Here is a 25108-nt window from a genome sequence, read left to right as displayed (position 1 = left end):
CACATCCGAGTGATATGGCCGCAGAAGCTTGGATGGGCCGCAGAGGTTGCCTCCGCGCTCATGCCCGACGTGCGCGGGATGCCGGAGCCAGGTGCAGCCCCCGAGCGATCGCCGCCGTGATCGTCGCTTCGACCCGGGCCCAGTCGTGGACGATCTGCGCGTACGTGAAACGGAACACCGTGTACCCGCGCAGACGCAGCTCCGCATCGTGGGCGACGTCCCGGCTGCGATCCGCGGATGACGAATGATGGGCGAAGCCGTCGATCTGCACGACCAGGTGGCTGCCGATCACGACATCGACCGGGTGCCCCGCGAGGACGACCTGCTGCCGCAGCGGCACGCCCCAAGAGCTCAGTCGCACGACGAACAAGGTCTCGATCCCGGAATCGGACCTCCCCTCGACTGTCACCGCGAGGTCGCGCGAGGCGCTGCTCGGCCATCGCACCGCCCGCAGGGACTCGAGATCCAGCGACTCCGCCCTGACCGCGGAGTCCCAGATCGAGAGCGCATCCTCCCTGACGAAGCACTGGGCGATATGGGTGAGGGCGTCCTCGACGGATGCCGTCAGCGCGCGCGGTCCGCGATCGACAAGGGGCGCAGCCCAGTGCAGGATGGCCTCGTCGTGATGCTTGTGCGCGTTCGTGCCGACGTGAAGATGGAGCTGGGACGTGGCGCCGTCGGGCACCCACCATCCGCGATGTCGTGCGAGCGAGATGCAGGTCAGGCGAGCGGATGCCGTCGCGGCAGCCGTCAGATCGGCCGGTGCGCTCGGCAGCGCGATCCATCGTGCGCGAAGACGGCGGACGGCGCCCGCGCGGATCGCCGCGCGAACCCGATCCGGCGGGAATCCCCAGGCGGCGGCATCCGCCCGATGTGCGATGCCGCCCCGCGTCGCGAGCCATTCGACCAATGTCATCGGCCCAGGATGCCGTTGTGCAGCGGGGCCCATGGGTCGTGCGACCAGTCGTGGGGGAGAACCTGTGCGAGCGTCCGGCTGTGCAGGAACAGACCACGACCAACTTCTGCGGACATCTGCAACTTCTGCGGCCACTTCACGCGGATGCGGCCGCAGAAGTGGGGATCGGCCGCAGAAGTTGATAGGTACACGCGGATGCGGCCGCAGAAGTCCGGGTGGGCTTCGGAAGTTGAGCACGGCCGGAGCGGGTCGTCCGCAGCGCTGCGCGGACACGCGCCCGCTGTCCAGCCTCCGTGGGTAGCATCGAAGCATGGACCCGTTGCTGCTCATCGTGGAGTGGTGGTGGGTTGCGCCGTCCGCGGTCGCGGCGGGAACGATGGGGGTGATCGGGGTGAACCGACGCAACAGCACGACCAGCGGCAGACGGCTTGCCGTCGATGCCGCGCGGCATGACCTCCGGTCAGCGCAGCAGACGTCGGCCGAGCGGCGCACGGCGCTCAAGATCGCGCGCGCCGACCTCACGAGAATCCTCGCCGAGCGCGCCGCTCAGCGCGCGACGGCGGATCAGGTCGCCGCGGCACGACGGATGCTGCGCGAGAGGGAGCGCGATGCGAAGGCCGCCTCGGCAGACGTGCGCGCCCGCCAGGTGCGTCTCAATGCGGCGCGGGCGGCGATCCCTGCGGCATCCGCACCGCGCCCGCTCGACCGTCTCCAGGCCGAGCACGATGCCGTCATCGGGCGCTGGATGCGCTACGAGACGGATGCGGCGCTGCAGATCAGTTACCCGGCGATGACCGACGTCAAACGCCCCGAGACAGCGGCATACCTGCGTGCCGTCGACCACGCGAAGGAGATGCGGTGGGCGGCATCCGGCCGCGTGACGCCCGCCGAGTTCGCCGCGTACCGGGATGCCGTCGCGGAGCTCGAGCGCGCTTTTGAGGCAGCGGAGCACGCGGCGAAGGTGCAGGCCGGCGAGGCGACGTCCATCCCCGCCTGGCAGGATGCGGCGCAGGACGTGCTCAGCAGGTCGGCCGAGGCGATCGACCGCGCGGCAGGCGCGGCGGCATCCGCTCTCTCGGCGTGGACCGCACGCCGACGTCCGCCGGCTGACAAGCACTAACCGAGGGCAGCGCCCGGACGAGGTGGTCCCTGTCTCCGAGGAAGTGACCCGCAGGTCGACCCGCCCTACGCTCCGACCGTCCGCGTACGTACCAGCTCGCGGTACCACTGGCCCGAGTCCTTAACGGTGCGCTCGAGCGTGTCGAAGTCGACCCGCACGATGCCGAAGCGCTTGGCGTAGCCATAGCCCCACTCGAAGTTGTCGAGCAGCGACCAGACGAAGTAGCCGCGCAGGTCGACACCGCGCTCGAGCGCCCGATGCGCCGCCGTGAAGTGCCGGCGCAGATAGTCGGTGCGCTCGGGGTCGGGAACGGAACCGTCCTCGGCCACCTCGTCCTCGAAGGCCGCGCCGTTCTCGGTCACCATGAGCGCCTGCTCGGGGAACTGCTCCGACAGGGAGACGAGCAGCTCCTCGAGACCTTCCGGAGCGATGTTCCAGCCCATCGCGGTGTACGGTCCCGGCTGCTCGACGAACTCGACGACGCCGTCGCTGCCCGGCCACGCCGTGCCGCCCTCGGTGCCCTTGTGGCCGTCGTTCTGCTGCTTCGGCGAGACGCCGTCCCAGAGTCGCACGGTCGCGGTGGAGTAGTAGTTGACGCCCAGCACGTCGATCGGCTGGTGGATGGTGGCGAGGTCGCCCTCCTGCACGAAGCTCCAGTCGGTGACGGGTGCCGTGTCCTCCAGGAGGTCGGCCGGATACTCTCCCCGCAGCATCGGACCGGTGAACGCCCGGTTCGCGAGCCCGTCGATCCGGCGCATCGCTTCGGCCGCGCCGTCACCGCGACCGCGCAGCACGTGGAAGTTGAGGGTGACGGAGTAGTCGGGGTCGCCCGTAGAAGTGGCGCGCAGCGCCTGGATCGCTCGGCCGTGCGCGAGGTTCAGGTGGTGGACGGCAGACAGAGCGGATGTCGGCTCATGGCGCCCCGGCGCGTGGCCACCCTGTCCGTACCCGAGGTAGGCCGAGCACCAGGGCTCGTTCAACGTGGTCCACGTGTGCACGCGGTCGCCGAGCGCCGCCCCCATCACCTCGGCATAGCGCTCGAACGCGTCCGTGGTCGCCCGTGAGGTCCAGCCCCCGGCATCCTCGAGGTACTGCGGAAGATCCCAGTGGTAGAGCGTCGCCACCGGACGGATGCCGCGTTCGAGCAGTCCGTCCACCAGCCGGGAGTAGAAGTCGACTCCCCGCTGGTTCACCTCGCCGGATGCCGTGGGAACGATGCGCGGCCAGGCGATCGAGAAGCGGTACGCCTGCAGCCCCATGTCCTTCATGAGGTCGAGATCCTCGTCGACGCGGTGGTAGTGGTCGCAGGCCACATCGCCCGTGTCGCCGTTCCAGACCAGCCCCGGGGTCTTGCTGAACGTGTCCCAGATCGACGGCGTCCGGCCGTCTTCCGCGGCGGCACCCTCGATCTGATACGACGCGGTGGCCGAGCCGAAGGTGAAACTCTCGGGGAAGACGAGGCCGGAGCCGCGGTAGTCGTCGCGGGGGGCGAGAGGGGTGGTCATCCGGTGATCTCCTCGAGGTCGACGTCGTAGGTCACAGTGCGGCCTTCGGGGTTCGTCACGGTCACCGAGGTGGTTCCCGTGCCGCCGGAGAAGACACGCAGCCGCAGTCCGTCATGGTAGTCGTACTCGGGGCTGTCCACGCGGGCGCCCCAGGGGAGCGCCGTGCCGGGCCGCACGTACAGGGGCAGGGAGTCGAAGCCGTGCGTCTCCCGGCGCCAAGAGCCGCCCGTGACGGTCTCGCCGCTCAGCAATGAGGTCCATTCGCCCGCCGGCAGGTAGAAGTCGACCACGCCGTCCGCCGAGAACACCGGGGCGACGAGCAGATCAGAACCCAGCATGTACTGCCGATCGAGGTGGGTCGTCGCCGGGTCCTCCGGGAACTCGAGCACCATCGGCCGCATCAGCGGCACGCCCGTCGCCGCGGCATCCAACCCCTGCTGATAGAGATACGGCATCAGCTGCATCTTGAGGTGGGTGAAACGTCGCGTGACCTCGACGGCCTCCTCGTCGAATGCCCACGGCACCCGGTACGAGCTCGACCCGTGGAAGCGCGAGTGCGAGCCCAGCAGCCCGAAGGCCGTCCAGCGCTTGAACACCGCGGCATCCGGCGTTCCCTCGAAGCCGCCGATGTCGTGACTCCAGAACGCGAACCCGCTCAGGGCGAGCGACAGCCCGCCGCGCAGGGTCTCGGCCATGGAGGCGAACGTCGATGTCGAGTCGCCGCCCCAGTGCACGGGCATGCTCTGCCCGCCCGCCGTCGCCGATCGCGCGAACAGCACGGCATCGCCCTCGCCGCGAGCGTCGGTCAGCACCTCGAACACCGCGCGGTTGTACAGCTCGGTGTACAGGTTGTGCATGCGCTCGGGGTCCGCGCCGTCGGACCACACCACGTCGGTGGGGATGCGCTCGCCGAAGTCGGTCTTGAAGCAGTCGACGCCCTGATCGATCAGCCGGCGGAGGTGCGCCTGGTACCAGGCTGTGGCATCCGGGTTCGTGAAGTCGACGAGGCCCATGCCCGCCTGCCACAGGTCCCACTGCCACACCGAGCCGTCGGCGCGACGCACCAAGAAGCCCTGATCGGCCGCTTCGCGGAACAGCGAGGACCGCTGCGCGATGTACGGGTTGATCCAGACGCAGACGCGGAGGTCCTTCTCGTGCAGGCGGCCGAGCATGCCCTCGGGGTCGGGGAAGACCCGCGGGTCCCACTCGAAGTCGCACCAGTTGAGCTCGCGCATCCAGAAGCAGTCGAAGTGGAACACCGAGACCGGGAGCTCGCGGGCCGCCATCTCGTCGATGAACGAGTTCACCGTCTGCTCGTCGTAGTCCGTCGTGAAGCTGGTCGAGAGCCAGAGCCCGTAGGACCAGGCAGGAACCACCGGCGGTCGGCCGGTGAGCGCGGTGTACCGGCCGAGCACGTCCTTCGGGGTGGGGCCGGCGATCACGAAGTACTCGAGCACCTCGCCCGAGACCGAGAACTGCACGCGTTCGACCGCCTCGGATCCGATCTCGTAGGAGACGTGCCCCGGGTCGTTCACGAGCACGCCGTAGCCGCGATCGGACAGGTGGAACGGCACGTTCTTGTACGCCTGCTCGCTCGACGTGCCGCCGTCGGCGTTCCAGATCTCGACGGTCTGGCCGTTCTTGACCAAGGGGCCGAAGCGCTCGCCGAGTCCGTAGATGTGCTCGCCGACCGCGAGATCGAGTTGCTCGTGGACGAAGACGGATGCCGACGGGGCGGTGCCGCCTTGCCGAGCGTTCGAGACGATGCCCTGGTCGACCTGAGCCCTGTCCGCGAGCTGGATGTACCCCTGCGCCCTGTGTCCGCTGCCGGTCACTCGCCGCCCGTCGACCTCGAACGACAGGTCCCACGGAGCGCCGGGGGAGATGCGGGCGACCAGCGCCCCGGCATCCAGCACGCCGCCCTCTTCGGAGACGGAGACGGATGCCGCGCTGCCGCCGCCACCCGGAAGGGTGAAGCCGCCGTGCCAGCGCGCGCCGGTGTGGTGCGCGATGCGGACGCGGATCACGCCCTCGGCGGGGGAGGAGAGCGTCGTGGTGAGCACGGGGCGGTTGAGGATGTCGCCGCGCTTGGCGATCACCATCGTCGGCGCGGTGATCACGAGGCCGGGGCCGTCGGGGGTGTCGGTGGTCTCCGTGATGTCGTAGGCCTCCTGCGCGTGGAGCGCAGTGACGCCGGGACGCAGTTGCCAGAACCCGTCGGTGAACTTCATTACTTGACTGCTCCTGCCGTGATGCCGCGTGTGAGCGTGCGCTGGAAGATGAGGAAGAAGATGAGCGTGGGGATGATGCCGAGCAGAGCCGACGCGCTCGTGGTCGTGACGTCCATCAGGCGGTCGCCCTGGAGCACGCTGATCGCGACCGGGACGGTCTGGTTGGCGTTCGACGCGAGGAACGTCAGCGGGATGAGGAACTCGTTCCACGTCCAGATGAAGAAGAAGATGAGCAGCACAGACAGCGTCGGGCGGCTGATCGGGAAGACCACCCGCCACAGGATCTGCCAGCGGGTCGCACCGTCGAGCGACGCGGCCTCGAGGATCTCCTTCGGGAAGGTGCCGTACACGGACGACAACAGGTAGGTGCCGAACGCCGCCTGGATCACCGTGAACACGATGATCACCGCCCACACGTTGTCGTACAGGCCCACGGATTTGAACATGTAGTACAGCGGGTAGAGCAGCGCCTCCTGCGGCAGCAGGTTGGCCATCAGGAACAGCAGCACGATCCAGCTGCGACCGCGGACCCTGCCGATACCGATCGCGAAGGCGTTCAACATCGAGATGACGACCGCGAGCACCGAGACGACTGCAGCGATGAAGAGCGAGTTCCAGACCTTCTCCGGGAAGTTCACCCGCTCCCAGAACTTGATGATCCCGCCGAAGTCGAGCGTCTCGGGGAAGGCGAGCGGCCCGGACGTCGCATAGTCGACCGGCGACTTGAAGGAGTTGACGAGCACGAGGTAGAACGGCGCGATCACGAGGATGGCACCGACGACCACCAGTGCGAGCAGCAGCCAGTCGATCGGGCGCTTCTTCGTCATGCCGCCGCGGGGGCGGCTCTTCGACGGCTTGCCGGTGACGATGGCAGTGGTGGCGTGCATCACAGACCCGCCCTTTCCTTGCGCTCGAGCGAGTTCTGCACGCGGATGAACACGATCGACACGATGACCACGACGATGGTGAGCACGGTGGCGATCGTCGCGCCGTAGCCGACGTTCCGCTTGGTGAAGAACTCCTGGTACGCGTAGTAGGCGGGGACGAGCGTCGCGCCCGCGGGACCGCCGCGCGTGATGATGTAGACCGGGCCGAACACCTTGAGGGCGGCGATCGTGCAGGTCAGGGTCACGACGAAGATCTCCGGACGGATGATGCTCATCGTGATGGCGGTGAAGCGCTGCAGCCAGTTCGCACCGTCGAGTTCCGCGGCCTCGTAGAGCTCGGGGTCGACGCGCTGAAGCGCGGCCATGAACACGACCACGGGGTAGCCGAGCTGCACCCAGACCATGACGACCATCAGGACGATGAGGGCGGACGGCATCTGGCCGAGCCAGTCGTAAGCCGGGATGCCGAACGCGCCGAGGATCTGGTTCAGCGCACCGTCGCCGCCGGGGCGCACGATCCATCCGATGACGATGCCGGCCACGGCGATCGGGAGGATCTGGGGAAGGTAGTAGGTGGCCCGCAGGAAGCTGCCGACCTTGCCGCCGAACTTGCGGCCGACGACGTCGAAGAGCAGAGCGGCAACGATGAGTCCGACGATCGTGGGGACGACGACCATCGCGAGGATCATCCACACCGAGTTGGTGAACGATGTCCAGAAGTCGCTGTCGGTAAGGATCTTCTGCCAGTTCTCGAGCCCGATGAACTCCGGCGTGCGCACGCCCTTCCACTTCGTGAAGGTGAGGTACACGTTCCAGATGAGCGGCACGATGACGACGACGAGCAGCAGCGCGAAGCCGGGGAGCAGGTACAGCCAGTACGCCCCGGTGCCGCCGGTGCGCTGGGGGATCGACGGCTCCTCGGGTGGGAGCTTCGTGCGGCGCGGTGTCGTGCGGCCCGATTTCGATCTGGCGTCGCGTGTGGCGAGTGACATGTTCACCTCCAGGTGAGTGCGGGGGCGGCGCGGCCGCCGCCCCCGCGGACGGGTCAGCGGTATTCGGAGGTGCCCTCGTCGTACTGCTCCCCGAGGTTGGTGTTCGTCGTCTTCACGTCCTGCGAGCCCGTGATGAGACCCTGGAGCTCCTGGACGATCACGTCGTAGAAGCCGGGGGCGGGCCAGTCCGGGTAGAACGAGAGGCCGTCGGCGTCGAGCACTCCGTTGAACGTCTCGATCAGCGCCGCGCTCTTCTCATCCGTGATGTCGGCCGTGTCCGCGGCGACCGGCAGGCCGCCGTTGTTGCCGATGATCGCCTGGATCTCCGGGCGCATGGTGATGTCGATGAACTCGTACGCCAGCTCTTTGTTCGCGGCGTTCTCCGGCACGACCCACAGGTTGCCCGAGGAGCCGAGCGACAGGTCGGCGCCGGGGAATGCCGTCATCGTCCAGTCGAAGTCCGTCGCCTCGGCCACGAAGCGACCGAACCACCAGGAGCCGGACACGAAGATCGGCGAGGTGCCGTTGATGAACGAGACGCCGGCATCCTCGGCCTTGACCGATGAGACGTCCGAGGCGATGTAGCCCTTGTCGACGTACTCCTTCAGGGTCTCGGTGGCCGAGGTGATCTCCGGGCCCTCCCAGTCGACCGGCTCCTTGTAGAGCTGGTAGTCGTCGACGAAACCTCGGTCGCCCTCGAGGAGTGCGAGCTGGTACCAGAGCTGTCCGAGCGGGTACTCGGCGCCGGCCTCGGCGAGCGGGGTGATGCCCTTCGCGACGAACGCGTCGAGCACGTCGACGAACTCCTCGTAGGTGGTGGGGATCGCGAGTCCGGCTTCCGCGAAGGCGTTCTCGTTGTAGTAGACGCCGACGAACTCGCCGTAGTTGGGAACGCCGAACCAGGTCTCGCCGCCCATGACCCCGTCGTCGGAGTACTTCGCGGTCGTCTGCAGCGACGGGGCGAGCTTCTCGTCCCAGCCGTACTCCGCCACGGCATCCGAGATGTCGGCGATCAGACCGGTCGAGGCGAGGAACCCCGCGGTCGCGTTGCCCTTGTTGAATTCCATCAGGTCGGGCGCGGCGTCGGTGTCGAGCACCTGGCTGGCCGTCTTCTGGATCTGCTCGAAGGACTTCTCCTCGAACTCGACCTTCGCGCCGGTCTCCTCCTCGAAGATCTTGATGGACTCGGCCCACGCCTTGCCCATGGCGCTGTCGGCTCCCTCGTAGTGCCAGAGCTTGAGGGTCTCGCCGTCGCCGCCTTCGTCGCCCGAGCCGCCTGAGCAGCCGCTCAGAGCGATCCCGGTCGCGGTGAGCGCCGCCATCATGGTCAGCGCCTTCGTCCTGCGGATGTTGCGTGCCATCGTCGGCACTCCTTTCTCGGTGGCCCAACGGGCCGGACACTTCTCTGGGTCGGGTATTCAGTTGTGTGAAGCGATCATCGAAGCGTTTCGATGATGCGCGTGCGGATGCATTATCCGATGGATGTCAGCCCTGTGGGGCGGCGACGGATCCGGCGGAGCGGTATTCGGGCGGGATGAGATGAACGCGAGCCTGCACGTTCGCCTCTTCCAGGCGGCGGACCGCGAGGTCGACGGCCAGTTCGCAGGACTGCTGCGGCACCAGCGGAATCGTGTCGATCGGCACGCTCAGGGTCGCCGTGTCGAAGGAGGCGGCGGCGGAGATGACCGACACGTCGTCTCCCACGCGCAGTCCCCGCTCCTCGAGCACGGTGAGGAGGGCGACGTGCACGTCGTCGACGGCATGCACGATGAAGGCACGGATGCCGCGCTCGATCGCGGCCTCTGCGGCCGATCGCACCGAGGCCGCGTCGGTCGCGGAAGCGCCGGTCGTGATCCAGTCCAGCGCGACGCCGCGTTCGAGGGCACGATCCTGCACGCCGTGGAGCAGTCGACGCGGGAAGTTCGACCTGCGGTACGCGACCTCGGTCTGCCCGAGGAGGGTGACGCGGGTGTGTCCGGCATCGGCGAGGCGATCCACGGCGAGGTGCCCGGCGGCCCCGAAGTCGAGGTCGACGCAGGTCAGCCCCTCCTGGTCGTCGGGGATGCCGATGAAGATCGTGGGGGTGCGCACGGAGCGTGCGATCGCGGCCCGCTCGTCGTCGGGCGCCACGTCCAGCACGAGGATGGCATCGACGAGGTTGCTGGCTGCGACGCGGTTCATCCCCTCCGAGGCCTGCTCGTCCGTCAGCAGCAGGATGTCGTAGCCGCGTCGACGGGCCGCGACCGCGGTCGCGAGCACGAAGGCCATGTGAGTCGGGGCATGGGTGTCCGCGCGCAGCGGCTCGGTCAGGGCGAAGATGTGCGTGCGGCGTCCGGCCAGCATCCGTGCGCCGGCATCCGGCTCGTAGCCGAGAACGCGAGCCGCATCCTCGATGCGCGTACGCGTCTTGTCGGAGACGGGCCGCTTGCCGCTGAGCGCATAGGAGACGGTGCTGATCGACACGCCGGCGGCCTGGGCCACCTCATGGATCGTCGTCATGCTGACTCCATCGTCATCGTGCGGGGAACTGTCGAAGCGTTTCGCCAAAGCCTCTGGAGTGATGATAGGCACGACGGATGCCGGAGCGCAAGCTTTTTGTGGTTGCTCGCAACATATTGCGACGGCGACGAGTGGGAGCGGTCCCGTGGCGGCCGATCAAAGGCGACGGGGTCTCGATGGGGGAGGGGATTCGAGACCCCGCCGCCGGTCTAGTCGGTGACGCGGATCTGCGCGATGATCTCGCCGTACGCCGTCTCGCCGACGGGCGTGAAACCGACGCGGTGGAAGAAGTTCTCGGGTCCGCCGTCGCCCGCCTCGTAGATCACGTTCACGTGGTCGACCTCGCGAAGACGCGCTTCCTCGATGAGCGCCTCGACAGCAAAGCGTCCGACACCCCGGCCCTGATCGTCGGCGTCGACGTTGATGCGCCACAGCACAGAGCGGAAGTGCTCCTCCGGAGCCTCGTCGTCGAAGTTCGCACTGACGAAGCCCACGACCTCGTCGCCGTCGAGGATCACGCGCTGCCACGACGTCTGCGGGTTGATGACCGTGGCCGCGATCCCGTAGGAGACCGGCGCGAGGAACTGCTCCTGTCCGGGCTTGAGCGACAGGTTGTTCACGGCGACGATCGTCGCAGCGGAGAGTTCGACCATGCGCAGTTCGGACATGCACCCAGGCTAATGCCTCCCGCGCGCGCGAACGCGCTTCGCGCGAACTTTTCACCTGCTCCAGATGAGGCGCAGGGGAGAGGCGGCCGTCGCCGCGCCCGGCCGACAGCGGCGCGACAGCCGCTCAGCTATCTTGGTATCGAGACAAATAGACCCCGCGAACGGAGAACCTCCTGGTGACCGACGACGCCATCATCTACACGTACACAGACGAGGCGCCGGCCCTTGCCACCGCCTCTTTCCTGCCCATCATCCAGGCCTACACCGGCCAGGCGGGCATCGAGGTCGAGATCCGCGACATCTCGCTGGCGGGCCGCATCCTCGCCGCGTTCCCGCAGAAGCTCACCCCCGAGCAGCAGGTCGGCGACTCGCTGGCCGAACTCGGCGGACTCGCGACCCTGCCCGAGGCGAACATCATCAAGCTGCCGAACATCTCGGCATCCATCCCGCAGCTCAAGGGAGCGATCGCGGAACTGCAGAAGCAGGGCTACGACATCCCCGATTTCCCGGACGAGCCGTCCTCGCTCGAGGAGAAGGACGTGCGCGCGCGGTACGACCGCATCAAGGGATCCGCGGTCAACCCGGTGCTCCGTGAGGGCAACAGCGACCGCCGTGCCCCGCTGGCGGTGAAGAACTACGCGAAGAAGCATCCGCACCGCAACAAGCCCTTCGCCGAGGGCTCCAAGACGCGGGTCGCGACCATGGGCCACGATGACTTCAAGAGCAACGAGCGCTCCTGGGTCGCGGCGCACGACGACGTCCTCACCTTCCGCCACACGTCGACCGACGGTACCGTCACCGTGCTCAAGGAAGGCCTCAAGGTCCTGCCGCGCGAGATCATCGATGCCACCTTCCTGTCGGCCACGGAGCTCGACGCGTTCCTGGACGAGACGCTCCAGCAGGCGAAGGCCGATGACGTGCTGTACTCGGTGCACCTGAAGGCCACGATGATGAAGGTCAGCGACCCGATCATCTTCGGGCGCGTCGTCAAGGCCTTCTTCAAAGACGTGTTCGCGCAGTACGGCGAGCAGCTCGCCGAGGCCGGTCTCAGCGCCAATGACGGGCTCGGCTCCATTCTCACCGGCCTCGCCGGAGTGGCCGGCGGCGAGGAGATCGCGGCGGCGTTCGACAAGGCCATCGCCGAGGGCCCCGGCCTGTCCTACGTGAACTCCGACAAGGGGATCACCAACCTCCACGTGCCCAGCGACGTGATCGTCGATGCGTCGATGCCCGCGCTCGTGCGCAACGGCGGCAAGCTGTGGGGCAACGACGGCGGCGAAGCCGACACGCTCGCGGTCATCCCGGACTCCTCCTACGCGAGCGTCTACCAGGCCGTGCTCGACGACGTGATCGCCAACGGGCCGCTCGACCCCGCCACGATCGGCACCGTTCCGAACGTCGGGCTGATGGCTCAGGCCGCCGAGGAGTACGGCAGCCACGACAAGACGTTCGAGATCGAATCCGACGGCATCGTGCAGGTGCTCGACGGCGAGGGCACTGTGCTCATCGAGCACACGGTCGGCGCCGGCGATGTCTGGCGCGCGACGCAGACAAAGCACATCCCTGTCATGGACTGGGTCAAGCTCGCCGTCAACCGCGCCAGGGCCAGCGGCTCACCGGCCGTGTTCTGGCTCGACGCGAACCGCTCGCACGATGCGCAGATCATCGCGAAGGTGCACCAGGGACTCGCCACGCTCGACACCAAGGGCCTGACGATCACGATCCTCGCGCCCGAGGAGGCCACGCGCTACACGCTCGCGCGCATGCGCCACGGGCTCGACACGATCTCGGTCACCGGCAACGTGCTGCGCGACTACCTGACCGACCTGTTCCCGATCCTCGAGGTGGGAACGAGCGCCAAGATGCTCTCGATCGTCCCGCTGCTCGCAGGCGGCGGACTGTTCGAGACCGGAGCCGGTGGTTCGGCGCCCAAGCACGTGCAGCAGCTGGTCGAGGAGAACTATCTCCGCTGGGACTCGCTCGGTGAGTTCTTCGCGCTGGCAGCCTCGCTCGAGCACTTCGCCGACCGCACGGGCAACGAGAAGGCTCGCGTGCTCGCCGAGACCCTGGATGCCGCCACCGGCACCTTCCTCGAAGAGGACCGGTCTCCGGGCCGTGCCCTCGGCACGATCGACAACCGCGGCAGCCACTTCTACCTGAGCCTCTACTGGGCACAGGAGCTGGCCGCTCAGACGAAGGACGCCGATCTCGCGGCATCCTTCGCGCCGATCGCCGCGACCCTCGCGGAGAACGAGGAGACGATCGTTTCCGAGCTCAACGCCGTGCAGGGCAAGCCCGTCGAGATCGGCGGCTACTACCGCCCGGACGACGCGCTGGTCGAGGCGGTCATGCGTCCGTCGGCCACGTTGAACGGCATCGTCGACGCGCTGCGCTGACGGGAACACGAAGGGGCGGATGCGTCGCATCCGCCCCTTCGTATATCTCCGGGTCTCCGTGAAGGGGGACTCAGTTGAAGACCGAGACCTCGAGGCCGACGGGGGACCAGTCGTAGACGTACTTGGCCAGATCGATCGGCAGGTTGACGCAGCCGTGGCTCATGCGCTGACCGTAGTTGTTGTGCCAGTAGGTGCCGTGGAAGCCGATGTTCGGCGCGAACCAGGTGATCCACGGCACATCCTCGGTGCAGTACGGCGCACCGGGATAGCAGCCCATGTCCTGCACCCTCGTGTGCGCGAAGACCTTGAAGTTGCCGGTGGGGGTCGGCGTTCCCGGAAGACCGGTGGAGACCGCCCAGGAGTTCACGACGTTGCCGTTCTCGTAGAGGGTGGCACGCTGCGAGCCCAGGTCGATGTCGATCTTGCGGAAAAGACTCACCGTCTCGAAGGGGACCTCGGCGACCTCGAGCGGGAAGACGCCGTCGCGGGCGACGAGCTGCTCGGAGAATCGTTCGGCGACGCCGGACGTGTCGCCCACCGTGCGGCCGGTGACGCCGGCCTGCTCCTCGCGGAGCACGTTGCCCGCCGAATCGACGATGGTCGTCGCGTTGACCGGCGCGCGGTCCACGGCACCGGGGAGTGCGTCGACGGTGGCCTGAATGGCCTGGGCGTCGGCCTCGATGCGCAACTGACCGTCGTCGTCGACGACGCTGAGCCAGGTCGCGGCGGTCGCCGGATCGACCGGAACCGTGCGCTCTTCGCCGACGTAGAAGCCGATCGTCGTCAGCATGGTGTTCAGCTCGGCGACGGTGGCGGCTGCGTCGTCGTCGGAGACGGCCGGCAGGGCCTCGGTGGGGCCGCCGGGGAACTCCAGTGTCTTGCTGCCGCCAGCGATCGCGTCGGCGAAGGCGGCGTTGAGCGCCGTCGCGTCGATGCCGGTTCCGCTCTCGGCCGGTGTCGCGATGTAGGACGCGGTCGCGGCGTCGAACACCACGCCGGCGTCGACCGGATTCGCGAAGCTCGTCGGCACAGCGGCACGCAGCGCACTCGTCGCCACCTCTGTGTCGAAGGTGATGTCAGCGGGCACCGAGTCGCCCATCCACGCGCCGAGGTTCCACATCGGCGCCGTGGCGAAGGCCTCGTCGGCGAGTGCGGTGGCGTCGACGGTCGCGCCGAGATCGGCGCCGGTCAGCACAGTGCCGTCGCCTTCACCGGTGAGGACGACCTCGGTCTCTGCCACGTGAGCGGAGATCGCGTCGGCGGCGGCGCCCGGAGTCATCCACCCGACGGGAATGCCGGCGACGGTGGTGCCCGGGGCGATCAGGATCATCGAGGCGGCGCCTGCTCCGAGCGCGACCACTCCGATGCCCAGGCCGATCCACAGACCGAGGCGGCGCTTCTTCGGTGCAGGTTCGGTGGGTGCCCACGCGAGCGGCTGTTCGCCGTCGGCCGGCAGTGTCGAGTCGGAGAGAGTACCGGTCGGTGCGATGACCGCAGTGGGTGCGTCGTCATTCCCCTGCGCCCCTGCTGCTGCGCCCGGCACTGATATCACATCGGTCACGAACTTCACCCCCCGGCTCTCACGTGTCCTGTCGATCAATAGTACGGGATGGGAGGTAACGGGGAGGCAACGGTCTGTGGCGCAGGTCAGGCCGCAAAAAAGGTCAGCCGATGACCGCGAGTCCGTCGATCTCGACCAGCATCTCCTCGCGGGGAAGCCCGGTGAACACGGTCGTGCGGGAGGGGAGCACGCCGCTCGTCGTGTGCGCGTTCACGAAAGCCCCGTACGCCTCGTTCATGATCGGGAAGTCCTCGCGCTTCGTGAGATAGACGCGCAGCATCACCACGTCGTCGAATGTGGCACCGGAGGCCTCGACGATCGCCCTGACGTTCTCGAGCGTGCGCGTCGTCTGCGCGGCGACATCGCCGGGGAAAAGGTATTCGTTCGTCTCCGGGTGGACCGGGCCCTGTCCGGAGATCTGCACGATGGGTCCCTTGCGGACGCCCTGCGAGAAGGTATGGGCGGGGGCAGGGGCGGCGTCGGTGGAAACTCGGGTCTTCGCAGTCATGCATCCACCCTAGTAGCCTTGTTAGGTGCCTCTACAAAATCCGGATCCCGTGCTCGGCGCCTGGACCAAAGGCTTTCCTGCTCGTGCGCGCGGGCTCCGCCTGTCCGAGATCCCCAGCGCGGACCTGCGCCTTTCGAACCTGATGACGCCGGTCCTGACGGTGCAGGAGAGCGCGCTCGCGCATAACGAGGGGACAGTGTTCTCCTGGGCGCGCAGGGAAGACGTTCTTCTCGCGCCGCACGGCAAGACGACCATGGCGCCGGCGCTGTGGCAGCGGCTGCTCGATGCCGGTGCGTGGGGCATCTCTGTCGCGACGCCCTGGCAGGCGGAGGTCGCCGTCGATGCCGGAGTCCCGACCGTGCTGATCGCGAACGCGGTCACCGATGCTGCCGCCGCCGAGCGGCTCGGCGAGCTCCTCCGCGCGGATGCCGGTCTGAGGATCCTGTGCTGGGCGGACTCCCTCGACGGCGTCGACATCCTCGCCGCGGCGCTGTCCGTTCCGTCGAGGCCGCTGGACGTCCTCGTCGAACTCGGGGGAGCGGCCGGACGCACCGGTGCCCGCACGGTGGAGGAAGGCCTGCGGATCGCGGACGCGATCTCCGCAGCCCCCGGGCTGAGGCTCGCAGGTGTCGCCGGCTATGAGGGGCCCTTCGGTCCCGATCGGAGCGATGAGTCGGTCGCGGCCGTCGACCGCTACCTTCAGACCCTGGTCGACCTGCACGAGCGCCTGCACTACCCCGGCGGCATCCGTCCGGTTCTCACCGCCGGAGGCAGCTCCTTCCCCGATCGTGCCGCGGCCGTCCTGAAGCGCGGCGCCGGAGCCGACGTCGTGCTGCGGTCGGGCGCGTTCCAGATTCACGACGACGGCTTCTACGGCCGGATGTCGCCGTTCGGGGCGCTCACCGGAACCGCGCCGCTGCGCTCGGCCATGCATGTCTGGACGCGCGTGGTCTCGCAGCCGGAGGAGGGGCTCGCCCTGCTCGACGCCGGACGCCGGGACGTGCCGTTCGACATCGACCTTCCGGTGCCGCAGTCGGTGGCCGGGGAGATCACCGCGCTGAACGACCAGCACGCCTTCCTCCGGCTCGCCGATTCGGCATCCGTCTCCGTCGGCGAGGTCGTCAGGCTCGGGCTCTCCCACCCCTGCACGGCGTTCGACAAGTGGAAGGTGGTCGCCGTCATCGACGACCCCGACGCGACCGACCCTCGCGTGATCGGAGCGGTCGCGACATGCTTCTGAGCGCGGAGAAGGCAGCAGCGGGTCGCGTGCGGGTCTATCGCGCCGCGACGGTGGTCGACGGCACCGGCGCGCCGCGGTACACGGCGGACGTCGCGGTGGAGGGCGCCAGAGTCGTGGCGATCCTGAAGGCCGCGGACGCCGACCGCGTCGAGCTCGAGCTGCCGGAGGGGGCGGAGGAGATCGACGCCACCGGCCTGGTCCTCGCTCCCGGGTTCATCGACATGCACGCGCACAGCGAGCTGGCCGTGCTCACGGGCGCCGCTCACGAAGCGAAGATCCGGCAGGGTGTCACGACCGAGGTGCTCGGGCAGGACGGCCTCGGCTATGCGCCGCTCGATGACGCGACGGCATCCGTCATCCCCGCGCAGATCGCCGGCTGGAACGGCATGCCGCATACGGTGCCCTGGCGGACGATGGATGACCTGCTGACCGCGATCGATGAGGCCGCCGTGGGCAATGCCGCCGTGTTGGTGCCGCAGGGGAACCTCCGGATGATCGTGGTCGGGCACGAGAACCGTCGAGCGACCCCCGAAGAGCTCGCGACCATGTCGGAGATGCTCGGGCAGGCGATGGACGCGGGAGCGTTCGGCATGTCCAGCGGTCTCACATACACGCCGGGCATGTACGCGGATGCCGCCGAGCTCGATGCGCTCTGCCGTGTCGTCGCCGAGCGGGGCGGGTACTGGGCTCCACACACGCGCAGCTATGGTGGCGGCGCGCTCGACGCCTTCCGCGAGGCGCTCGACATCGGCCGCCGCACCGGATGCCCGATCCACCTGACTCACGCGACGATGAACTTCGCGCCGAATCGCGGGCGTGCGGACGAGCTGCTCGCCCTCGTCGACGAGGCGATCGCCGACGGCGTCGATGTGACGCTCGACACCTACCCCTACCTTCCGGGTGCAACGACTCTTGCCGCCCTGCTGCCGAGTCGGCTCGCCGCGACGGGCGATCTGCTCGGCGCGATCTCGGCGCTGGATGCGCGCGGGCGCGAAGACGTGCGGGTCGAACTCGAGGAGATCGGGTGCGACGGCTTCCACGGAGAGAGGGCCGACTGGTCGGTGATCCAGATCTCGGGCACGTCGAACCCCGCGCTCTCGGATCTCGTCGCGCGCACCGTCGCCGAGATCGCCGCGACCACGGGCCGTCGCGCGGTCGACGTGGTGCTCGACACGATCATCGCGGATGCCGGGGCCACCGGCATCCTGATGCACATCGGTGACGAGGAGAACGTCCGCGCGATCATGCGCCACCCTCGGCACACCGGTGGCAGCGACGGCATCCTGATCGGCGCACGGCCGCACCCGCGCGGTCGAGGCACGTTCCCGCGCTATCTCGGGCACTACGTGCGCGAACTCGGCATCCTCACACTCGAGGAGGCGGTGCGACACCTGTCCGGCACCCCCGCCGCACGCCTCGGGTTGGACCGCGGGGATGCTCCTCGGGGCATCATCCGTCAGGGGGCGACCGCCGACCTCGTGCTGTTCGATCCGCAGAGCATCGCCGCCGGAGCGACGTTCGAGGAGCCGTTGGAAGCGCCGACGGGCATCGTCGAGGTGCTCGTCGGAGGCGTCCCCGTGGTCTCCGCCGGGGAGGTCACCGGGGCGACTCCCGGACGAGCACTGCGGATGCCGCCGCCCCCGCACCGCGCGACGATTCCTCGCATCGCCGCCCGCATCGACCGCACCGTCCCCGGATTCGCCTGGACGCCGGAGACTCCGATCCTCGGACCTCCCGCGCTCGCCGCATCGGTGGCCCGGCTCGGGGGAGCAGGCGCGTCCGAGGGGACGCCGTCGATCAGTCTCGTGATCGACGAGACGCTGGCGGTCGACGAGGAGCGCGTCGGCGAGGAGGCGTTCCGCGTCACGGTCTCCGCGGGCGGGATCGAGGTCTGCGGTAGGAGCGCAGCCGGCGTCTTCCGCGGCAGCACCACCCTGAGCCAGCTCAGGGAGCCCGGCGCCGCATCGGCCGTCATTCCGGCAGGCATCTGGGAGGGGGCTCCGGCCTACGGCTGGCGCGGCGTCATGCTCGATGTCGCGCGGCACTTCCGTCCCGTGGACGAGCTGCGCCGACTCATCGACCTGCTCGCCGACCATCACCTCAACGTGCTGCACCTGCACCTCACCGACGATCAGGGCTGGCGCTTCGAGGTGCCGGGCTACCCGCGGCTCACCGAGGTGGGATCGCGGCGCGAGGCGACGCAGCGCGGTCATGGCCCGCTCGCGACAGTGGAGCCGGGCGTGCACGAGGGCTTCTACACCGCCGCTGAGCTGCGCGGCGTCGTCGCCTATGCCGCCGAGCGATTCGTCACGCTCGTGCCGGAGGTGGAGCTGCCCGGTCATATCCAGGCCGGCCTCGCGGCGTATCCAGAACTCGGCAACACCGACGTCGGCGACCCGATCACCGCGCCGTGGGAGCGCTTCGGCGTGAATCCGCGCACGCTCGCCCCGACGGAGGCCTCCCTCGCGTTCGGGCGCGCGGCGATCGACGCGCTCTGCGAGCTCTTCGACTCGCCCTGGATCGGCATCGGCGGCGATGAGGTGCCCGTCACGGAGTGGGCGACGAGCTCCGCCGCGCTCGAGCGGATGCAGGAGCTCGGACTCGCCACGCCGCACGATGTGCAGCCGTGGTTCACGGCGCACTTCGTCGCCCACGTGCGCCGCCGGGGGCGTGTCGCGCTGGCGTGGGACGAGGTGCTGGAGGGAGAGGTGCCGGAGGGGGTGCGCATCCTCGCCTGGCGTGGTCCCGTCGCGATGCGGGAGGCGCTGAAGCGAGGCATCGACGTGGTCGCATGCCCCGACCTCGAGGCGTACCTGGACTACCCGCAGTCGGAATCCGCCGAGGAGCCCATCCGCGTCGGTCCGCCGTTGAGCATCGAGCGGGCGTACACGCTGCGCGTCGACGACGGCGCAGTCGGCGGGCAGGCGAACGTCTGGAGCGAGCACCTGCCGACCAGGGATCGGGTCGATTTCGCGATGTTCCCGAGGCTCTCGGCGATCGCCGAGCGCCTGTGGGAAGGAGGGGAACCGGGGCCGTATGCCGACTTCGAGCGTCGCCTGCCGACCCACCTGCGCCGCCTCAACGCCGCGGGGGTGCGGTATCGTCCCCTGGATGGGCCTGCGCCCGACCAGAGACGCCCCGGCGTTCCTGGCAAGCCGCTCACGATCGAGGCTCGGGAGGCGATCGTCGCAGGTCTCGTCACGCGTCTCGTCGAACTCTCGGATTCTCCCGTCGAGCCACCTCGAAAGTAATGTAACGTTTCGGTAACCGTCACCGCGCGCCCTGCGGCAGAGGTTGCACAAATTTTGTTCGTAAGGTCTACTAACAAACATGTCCGTTTCGGATGAAAAGCGCGCCGCATCGCCGTCGGAGTACGGCGGTGCGAACACGCACGCCTTCGGGCCCGGTCGGCACCTGCGCTCGCGCGCCAAGGTCCTCCCCGAACATGCGCGCGGCCACAACCGTGCGCTCGTCCTGCAGACTCTCTATCACGCCGGAGCGATGAGTCGCGCGGACCTTTCCCGTGAGACTGGTCTGACGCGCGTCACCATCTCCGATCTGGTCGCCGAGTTCATCGCTGACGGCATCGTGATCGAGATGGGCGTGCGCGAGGCCGTCGGACCGGGCAAGCCCCCGATCCTGATCGACATCGATCGCGTCGGACACCAGATCCTCGGTCTCGACCTCTCCGGCCCGAGCGCGTTCGAAGGCGCCGTGCTGAGCCTCGACGGCGACGTCCTCGAGCGCCGAGAGGTCGCTCGACCCGAATCGCCCGACGGCGACGCCGTCTACGCCGCCACCCTCGAGCTCGCACGCACGCTGGTCGCCGCGTCGACGCAGCCGCTCCTGGGTGTGGGTATCGGCACCCCCGGTGTCGTCCGCCCCGATGGGCTCGTCCTGAGCTCGCCGAACCTCGGCTGGTCGAACTTTCCGCTCGAGGCGAAGCTCAGCGTCGACCTCGACCTGCCGGTGCTCGCGCGCAACGACGCCAATGCGGCGGTGCTCGCGGAGTACACCTTCGGCGAGGCCAAGGCCGACTTCATGCTGATCAAGCTCGGCCGCGGTGTCGGTGCCGGTCTGATCACCGGCAGCCAGCCGCTCCTCGGCAGCCGCTTCGCGGCGGGGGAGATCGGACATGTCGTGGTCGGGACGGACGGAGGGCCGCGCTGCGCCTGCGGCAAGGACGGCTGCCTCGAGGCATGGCTGAGCGTCAGCCGGATGCGCGAGGCCCTGGCGGCGGATCCGGAACGACGTGACGAGATCCTCCGCGACTCCGGCACCCGCATGGCGATCGCCATCGCCCCGATCGTGGCCGCGCTCGACCTTTCCGAAGTCGTGCTCTCCGGACCAGCAGATCTTCTCGACGGCATCCTGATCGATGCCGCGATCGAGACCCTGCACGCGCGCACCCTCGAAGGGGTCTTCGAGGACGTCGCCGTGCGCCGCACGCATCAGGACGACATCGTGCTGCGCGGAGCCGCGGTGATGGTGCTCTCCGGACAGCTGGGAGTCTCGTGACCTGCGCCACCGCGACCGACGTGCGCGTCCTCCGATGACCCGGACCGACACCGCCGACCTGACCGGTCGGCGGATTCGAGTGGGCCTGGACGTGGGCGGGACGAAGATCGACGCGGTCGGCGTCGGCCCGTCGGGGGACATCCTCGGTCGAATCCGACGGTCGACCGGGTGGGGCGACGACGCCGTGGTCGAGAGCATCGTGATGGCGGTGACCTCTCTCGCGGATGAGGCGGGCTTCCCGGTGTCGGAGATCGGCTCGGTGGGCATCGGCATCCCCGGACTCGTCGACGTCGAGGAGGGACGCGTCGAACACGCCGTCAATCTCGGCGTCGAATCGCTCGACCTCGCGGCGCGCGCAGAACGGATGCTCGGCATCCCGTTCCGGGTGGAGAACGACGTGAAGGCGGCGGCGCTCGGAGCCGCGGTCCTCAGCGGAGTCGCCGGCTCCATGGCGTACCTCAACCTCGGCACCGGGGTGGCGGCGGGCATCGTGGTCGGCGGACGCATCTGGCGCGGCTCGCGCGGTACTGCCGGCGAGGTCGGGCATCTCTCCGTCGACCCGCACGGCCGCCTGTGCGGGTGCGGCCAGCTCGGCTGCATCGAGACTTTCTGCGGCGGAGGTGCCCTGGCGAGAGCGTGGGGGCGCCCGGGCGCACTGCCGATCCGGGACATCTTCGACGCCGCCGACGCGGGCGACCCCGATGCGCTGGTGCTCCGCGGTGACCTGTTCCACGGTGCGGCCGCCGCGGTCCGAGTGCTCGTGCTCTCGGCCGACGTCGAGACCGTGGTCATCGGTGGCGGCCTGACGGCCCTCGGCGCGCGGCTCGAGGAGGGCATCCGGACTGCGCTGCGCGCGGAGGCCGAGACATCGCCGTTCATGCGATCGCTGCACCTCGATGAAAGAATCGAGCTGCTCCCGGCGGGTTCCCCGGCTGCAGCTTTCGGTGCTGCCCTGGTGGGCGCGTCCGTGCCCGAGAAGTCCGTACCCGAGAAGGAGATCGTCCCCCATGGCTGAGGTCGTCATCGTCGAGAACGCGGAAGCCGCGGGAAGGCTGGTCGCCGCCGAGATCGTGGAGCTCATCGAGGGGCGCCCCGATGCCGTGCTCGGGCTCGCCACGGGATCCACGCCGCTGCCGGTCTACGTGGCATTGCGTGCGCAGCTCGCCGGTCACGACGTGTCGCAGGTGCGCGGCTTCGCCCTCGACGAGTACGTCGGCATCGACCCGTCGCACCCGGAGAGCTACCGGTCGGTGATCACGCGCGATGTGGTGGAGCCGCTCGGTCTCGACCCGCAGCGCATCCATGTTCCGAACGGTGCCGAGGCGACCATCCAGCGCGCCGGTGACGACTACGAGGCGGCGATCGCGGAGGCCGGAGGTGTCGACCTGCAGATCCTCGGCATCGGCACGGACGGGCACATCGGCTTCAACGAGCCCGGGTCGTCGTTCGCCTCGCAGACACGCGTGAAGACTCTGACCGAGCAGACCCGCGAGGACAACGCACGCTTCTTCGACTCGATCGACGACGTGCCCCGGCACTGCATCACGCAGGGTCTCGGCACCATCCTGAAGGCCCGGCACCTCGTGCTGCTCGCCTTCGGAGAGGGCAAGGCGCAGGCGGTCGCCGACGCGGTCGAGGGACCGCTCACGGCGTTCCTTCCGGGTTCTGCGATCCAGCTGCATCCGCATGCGACGGTCGTGGTGGACGAGGCCGCGGCATCGCGTCTGAAGCTCGCCGACTACTACCGCTACACCTTCGCGAACAAGCCGGCCTGGCAGGGCATCTAACCGCCGCTGCCCGCGCCGGATCGTCCCGCCCGGAATCGGCCTGATCCCGCGCGTCTGCCTGTTCTCAGGGCGTGCGCGCCGGCCAGGCAATCGGCAGCAGGTGCTCGATGCTCAGGGGCGCGAGAGGCAGCGTCGCGACGTCGGAGGGCGTGATCCAGCGCAGCTCGGCGAGTTCCGCCTGGGCCGTCGCGGACCGTGCACCGATCGTGGTCGCGAACGCGTCGGCGATCACCCGATGGCCCGGCTCGTTGGCCGCCTCGGAGATGAATGTACCGAGGGGCTGCAGGTCGGCCTCGTCGAGCTGCAGGCCGAGCTCCTCGTGCAGTTCGCGGATCAGCGTCTGCGCGGCCGATTCGCCCGGCTCGGGCTTGCCGCCCGGCTGCATGAACCGTGTCGTGCCGTGCTTGCGCACGACGAGAACGCGGCCCTCGTCGTCGACGATCACGGCTGCGCTCACGTGGATGTCAGGCATCGGGCTCGAAGACCTTCCCGGGATTGAGGATGCCGAGAGGGTCGAACACCGCCGCGATCTGTCGCTGCAGCTGCCACTGGTCGTCGCCGAGCTCATCGGCGAGCCAGCGGCGCTTCAGGACGCCGATGCCGTGCTCGCCGGTCAGAGTGCCGCCGAGGCGGATGGCCGCGCGGAACAGCTCGTCCGCCGCGGCCCAGACGTGCGCGGGAGCCTCGGTGCCCTCGAAGACGAAGTTCGGGTGCAGGTTGCCGTCTCCGGCGTGCGCGACGGTCGGGATCGTGAGGCCGAATTCGCGCTCGATGCGTGCGATCTCGTCGAACATCGCCGGCATCGCGCTGCGCGGCACCGACACGTCTTCGATGAGCGCGGTCCCGAGCGCTGATATCGCCGGGTGCATCGACCGCCGGATCGCGAGCAGTCGCTCGCCCTCTTCCCGATCGTGGGAGACAGCGGTGACGCCACCATGGGACTGCAGGATGCCGACGATCGTGGCGACCTCGGCGGCGGCCGCGGGCCCGTCGGTGCGGATGGTGAGCTGGGCGGTCTCGGACGCGGGCGCAGGCAGAGCGAGCAGGGTGTGTACGGCCGCGAGGCTCGCGGCATCCATCAGCTCCATGATCGCCGGCTGCACGCCTGCCGCGGTGATCGCAGCGGATGCCGCCGCTGCAGCGCGCACACCGGGGAAGGTCGCCGCGACCGTGCAGACGTCTCCGGGGACGAGCCGGCGCAGCTTCAGCGTCGCACCGACGACGACGCCCAGCGTGCCCTCGGAGCCGATCACCAGCGAGGTCAGGTCGAGGCCGGTCACTCCCTTGACGCTGCGATGGCCGAGGTGAAGGAGGCGGCCGTCGGCGAGCACGAGGTCGACGCCGAGCACCGCGTCGCGCACGACGCCGTACTTCGCGCAGAGGAGGCCGCCAGCTCCGGTGGCGATGTTGCCGCCGACCGTCGAGATGTCGCGGCTCGCGGGATCGGGCGCCCACCAGACGCCGTGCTCGGCCAGCTGATCGTTGAGGTCGGCGTTGAGGATGCCGGGCTCGACGACGGCGAGCAGATCGTCAGGACGCACCTCGAGGACCGCGGTCATCCGGCGAGTGGAGAGGACGATCTCGCCCTCGCCCGCATTGGCCGCTCCGGCGAGGCCGGTGCCTGCTCCGCGCACGACGACGGGGGTGCGAGTGGCGGTCGCGATGCGCATGGTCTGCTGCACGTCGTCGACGGTCTGCGCGTGCACGACGGCGAGCGGACGGCCCACGGCGGCGTGACCCGAGCGATCGGCTCGTGCGACTTCAAGCGTGGCGTCATCGACGTCGACGAGCGGGCCGAGCGCCTCCTGCAGGAGCCTGAGCGCGCTCACGACAGGGAGCGCCGGCCGCTCAGCACGCCGGTCACGATCGCGACCAGCGCGAACGCGGTGCCGATCATGGCCTGGCCCATCGACCACCAGGCGATCGTGACGCCCACGTAGATGGAGAGCTCGACCGCCGCGCGGAGGAAGGGATGCACCCGCAGCACTGGCCGCGGCGAGAGGAACAGCGCCCACACCAGGATGACGACGAGCGGGGCTCCCACGCCGGCGATCACGTTCCACGGAAGCGACCAGCTGGCGAAACCCCACAGGGCGAGGGATGCCACGGCGACGACGAGCACAACCGCTCGGACGATGTCGAGAACAGTGACGACCGGGCGGTCGACGCCGGGGACGGAGACGGAATCCTGAGGCATGGATCCAGTCTATTCGGCGGGTGCAGGCTCCTCGGCCGGGGGGACCGGGGCGGGCTGCTCGGCGGGTGCAGGCTCCATGGGGG

General features: G+C 69.0%; 20 protein-coding genes. 7 read left to right on the top strand and 13 right to left on the bottom strand.

Going from position 1 to position 25108, the window contains the following annotated elements; genetic code table 11:
- Positions 1-58: 58 nt before the first annotated feature.
- Complete coding sequence (locus tag RS85_RS05235; protein WP_052703417.1) at positions 59-916, bottom strand: endonuclease domain-containing protein; 858 nt, start codon at positions 914-916, stop codon at positions 59-61.
- Between the two features lie 310 nt (positions 917-1226).
- Between RS85_RS05235 and RS85_RS05230 the strand changes: the two genes are divergently transcribed.
- Positions 1227-2036 carry a hypothetical protein gene (locus RS85_RS05230; protein WP_046012385.1) on the top strand — a complete coding sequence of 270 codons (810 nt, stop codon included), beginning with the start codon at positions 1227-1229 and terminating at the stop codon, positions 2034-2036.
- 65 nt (positions 2037-2101) lie between these two features.
- Here RS85_RS05230 and RS85_RS05225 read toward each other — a convergent pair whose 3' ends face one another.
- The 7 genes from RS85_RS05225 to RS85_RS05195 form a co-directional block, all read right to left on the bottom strand.
- Positions 2102-3541: a GH1 family beta-glucosidase gene (locus tag RS85_RS05225; RefSeq protein ID WP_046012384.1), complete on the bottom strand. Its 1440-nt coding sequence runs from the start codon at positions 3539-3541 to the stop codon at positions 2102-2104.
- A complete protein-coding gene (yicI, locus tag RS85_RS05220; protein WP_046012383.1) occupies positions 3538-5772 on the bottom strand; it encodes an alpha-xylosidase in 2235 nt (744 codons plus the stop codon). The genes RS85_RS05225 and yicI overlap by 4 nt, the downstream gene beginning before the upstream one ends.
- Positions 5772-6659, bottom strand: a complete 888-nt coding sequence (locus RS85_RS05215) for a carbohydrate ABC transporter permease (RefSeq protein WP_082087499.1) — start codon at positions 6657-6659, stop codon at positions 5772-5774. The genes yicI and RS85_RS05215 overlap by 1 nt, the downstream gene beginning before the upstream one ends.
- A complete protein-coding gene (locus tag RS85_RS05210; RefSeq protein WP_046012382.1) occupies positions 6659-7651 on the bottom strand; it encodes a carbohydrate ABC transporter permease in 993 nt (330 codons plus the stop codon). The genes RS85_RS05215 and RS85_RS05210 overlap by 1 nt, the downstream gene beginning before the upstream one ends.
- Positions 7652-7704: 53 nt before the next feature.
- Positions 7705-9012 (bottom strand): ABC transporter substrate-binding protein, encoded by a 1308-nt coding sequence (locus RS85_RS05205; protein WP_046012494.1) that lies wholly within the window; start codon positions 9010-9012, stop codon positions 7705-7707.
- Positions 9013-9136: 124 nt separating this feature from the next.
- On the bottom strand, positions 9137-10150 hold the full coding sequence (locus RS85_RS05200) for a LacI family DNA-binding transcriptional regulator (protein ID WP_046012381.1): 1014 nt from the start codon (positions 10148-10150) through the stop codon (positions 9137-9139).
- A gap of 209 nt (positions 10151-10359) precedes the next feature.
- A complete protein-coding gene (locus tag RS85_RS05195; protein WP_046012380.1) occupies positions 10360-10818 on the bottom strand; it encodes a GNAT family N-acetyltransferase in 459 nt (152 codons plus the stop codon).
- A gap of 176 nt (positions 10819-10994) precedes the next feature.
- Here RS85_RS05195 and RS85_RS05190 point away from each other — a divergent pair, with 176 nt between their 5' ends.
- Complete coding sequence (locus RS85_RS05190) at positions 10995-13214, top strand: NADP-dependent isocitrate dehydrogenase (RefSeq protein WP_046012379.1); 2220 nt, start codon at positions 10995-10997, stop codon at positions 13212-13214.
- A 70-nt stretch (positions 13215-13284) separates the two neighbouring features.
- Here RS85_RS05190 and RS85_RS05185 read toward each other — a convergent pair whose 3' ends face one another.
- Positions 13285-14775 carry a L,D-transpeptidase family protein gene (locus RS85_RS05185; protein WP_235282342.1) on the bottom strand — a complete coding sequence of 497 codons (1491 nt, stop codon included), beginning with the start codon at positions 14773-14775 and terminating at the stop codon, positions 13285-13287.
- 103 nt (positions 14776-14878) lie between these two features.
- Positions 14879-15283: a RidA family protein gene (locus tag RS85_RS05180; protein WP_046012378.1), complete on the bottom strand. Its 405-nt coding sequence runs from the start codon at positions 15281-15283 to the stop codon at positions 14879-14881.
- Positions 15284-15308: 25 nt separating this feature from the next.
- On the opposite strand from RS85_RS05180, the gene RS85_RS05175 reads away from it, so the two are divergent.
- The 5 genes from RS85_RS05175 to nagB all read left to right on the top strand — a co-directional run bounded on the left by RS85_RS05175 (position 15309) and on the right by nagB (position 22828).
- Positions 15309-16523, top strand: coding sequence for an alanine racemase (locus RS85_RS05175; RefSeq protein ID WP_235282341.1), 1215 nt, complete (start codon positions 15309-15311; stop codon positions 16521-16523).
- On the top strand, positions 16514-19774 hold the full coding sequence (locus tag RS85_RS05170) for a family 20 glycosylhydrolase (RefSeq protein ID WP_046012376.1): 3261 nt from the start codon (positions 16514-16516) through the stop codon (positions 19772-19774). Before RS85_RS05175 ends, RS85_RS05170 begins: the two co-directional genes overlap by 10 nt.
- A gap of 79 nt (positions 19775-19853) precedes the next feature.
- Positions 19854-21041 carry an ROK family transcriptional regulator gene (locus tag RS85_RS05165; protein ID WP_046012375.1) on the top strand — a complete coding sequence of 396 codons (1188 nt, stop codon included), beginning with the start codon at positions 19854-19856 and terminating at the stop codon, positions 21039-21041.
- Between the two features lie 34 nt (positions 21042-21075).
- Entirely contained in the window at positions 21076-22056 is a 981-nt protein-coding gene (locus RS85_RS05160; protein ID WP_200894793.1) for an ROK family protein, read from the top strand.
- Positions 22049-22828 carry a glucosamine-6-phosphate deaminase gene (gene nagB / locus RS85_RS05155; protein WP_046012374.1) on the top strand — a complete coding sequence of 260 codons (780 nt, stop codon included), beginning with the start codon at positions 22049-22051 and terminating at the stop codon, positions 22826-22828. Before RS85_RS05160 ends, nagB begins: the two co-directional genes overlap by 8 nt.
- A gap of 64 nt (positions 22829-22892) precedes the next feature.
- On the opposite strand, the gene RS85_RS05150 is transcribed toward nagB, so the two are convergent.
- The 3 genes from RS85_RS05150 to RS85_RS05140 are packed head-to-tail and all read right to left on the bottom strand — an operon-like array spanning position 22893 to position 25025.
- Complete coding sequence (locus RS85_RS05150; protein ID WP_046012373.1) at positions 22893-23300, bottom strand: NUDIX hydrolase; 408 nt, start codon at positions 23298-23300, stop codon at positions 22893-22895.
- Positions 23293-24657, bottom strand: coding sequence for an FAD-binding oxidoreductase (locus RS85_RS05145; RefSeq protein ID WP_046012372.1), 1365 nt, complete (start codon positions 24655-24657; stop codon positions 23293-23295). Before RS85_RS05145 ends, RS85_RS05150 begins: the two co-directional genes overlap by 8 nt.
- Positions 24654-25025 carry a YrdB family protein gene (locus RS85_RS05140; RefSeq protein ID WP_046012371.1) on the bottom strand — a complete coding sequence of 124 codons (372 nt, stop codon included), beginning with the start codon at positions 25023-25025 and terminating at the stop codon, positions 24654-24656. The genes RS85_RS05145 and RS85_RS05140 overlap by 4 nt, the downstream gene beginning before the upstream one ends.
- Between the last annotated feature and the right edge of the window lie 83 nt (positions 25026-25108).

The organism is Microbacterium sp. SA39, assembly GCF_000967865.1.
Taxonomy (GTDB): Bacteria; Actinomycetota; Actinomycetes; order Actinomycetales; family Microbacteriaceae; genus Microbacterium.
This window is presented reverse-complemented; position numbering and strand designations above follow the sequence as displayed.

Excerpts from the sequence above, each read along its gene's own strand:
- RS85_RS05205 (WP_046012494.1), bottom strand. The coding sequence starts at position 9,012 with ATGGCACGCAACATCCGCAGGACGAAGGCGCTGACCATGATGGCGGCG.
- yicI (WP_046012383.1), bottom strand. The coding sequence starts at position 5,772 with ATGAAGTTCACCGACGGGTTCTGGCAACTGCGTCCCGGCGTCACTGCG.
- RS85_RS05195 (WP_046012380.1), bottom strand. The coding sequence starts at position 10,818 with ATGTCCGAACTGCGCATGGTCGAACTCTCCGCTGCGACGATCGTCGCC.
- RS85_RS05210 (WP_046012382.1), bottom strand. The coding sequence starts at position 7,651 with ATGTCACTCGCCACACGCGACGCCAGATCGAAATCGGGCCGCACGACA.
- RS85_RS05225 (WP_046012384.1), bottom strand. The coding sequence starts at position 3,541 with ATGACCACCCCTCTCGCCCCCCGCGACGACTACCGCGGCTCCGGCCTC.
- RS85_RS05165 (WP_046012375.1), top strand. The coding sequence starts at position 19,854 with ATGTCCGTTTCGGATGAAAAGCGCGCCGCATCGCCGTCGGAGTACGGC.
- RS85_RS05150 (WP_046012373.1), bottom strand. The coding sequence starts at position 23,300 with ATGCCTGACATCCACGTGAGCGCAGCCGTGATCGTCGACGACGAGGGC.
- RS85_RS05180 (WP_046012378.1), bottom strand. The coding sequence starts at position 15,283 with ATGACTGCGAAGACCCGAGTTTCCACCGACGCCGCCCCTGCCCCCGCC.
- RS85_RS05230 (WP_046012385.1), top strand. The coding sequence starts at position 1,227 with ATGGACCCGTTGCTGCTCATCGTGGAGTGGTGGTGGGTTGCGCCGTCC.
- RS85_RS05140 (WP_046012371.1), bottom strand. The coding sequence starts at position 25,025 with ATGCCTCAGGATTCCGTCTCCGTCCCCGGCGTCGACCGCCCGGTCGTC.
- RS85_RS05235 (WP_052703417.1), bottom strand. The coding sequence starts at position 916 with ATGACATTGGTCGAATGGCTCGCGACGCGGGGCGGCATCGCACATCGG.
- RS85_RS05200 (WP_046012381.1), bottom strand. The coding sequence starts at position 10,150 with ATGACGACGATCCATGAGGTGGCCCAGGCCGCCGGCGTGTCGATCAGC.
- RS85_RS05170 (WP_046012376.1), top strand. The coding sequence starts at position 16,514 with ATGCTTCTGAGCGCGGAGAAGGCAGCAGCGGGTCGCGTGCGGGTCTAT.
- nagB (WP_046012374.1), top strand. The coding sequence starts at position 22,049 with ATGGCTGAGGTCGTCATCGTCGAGAACGCGGAAGCCGCGGGAAGGCTG.
- RS85_RS05160 (WP_200894793.1), top strand. The coding sequence starts at position 21,076 with ATGACCCGGACCGACACCGCCGACCTGACCGGTCGGCGGATTCGAGTG.
- RS85_RS05215 (WP_082087499.1), bottom strand. The coding sequence starts at position 6,659 with ATGCACGCCACCACTGCCATCGTCACCGGCAAGCCGTCGAAGAGCCGC.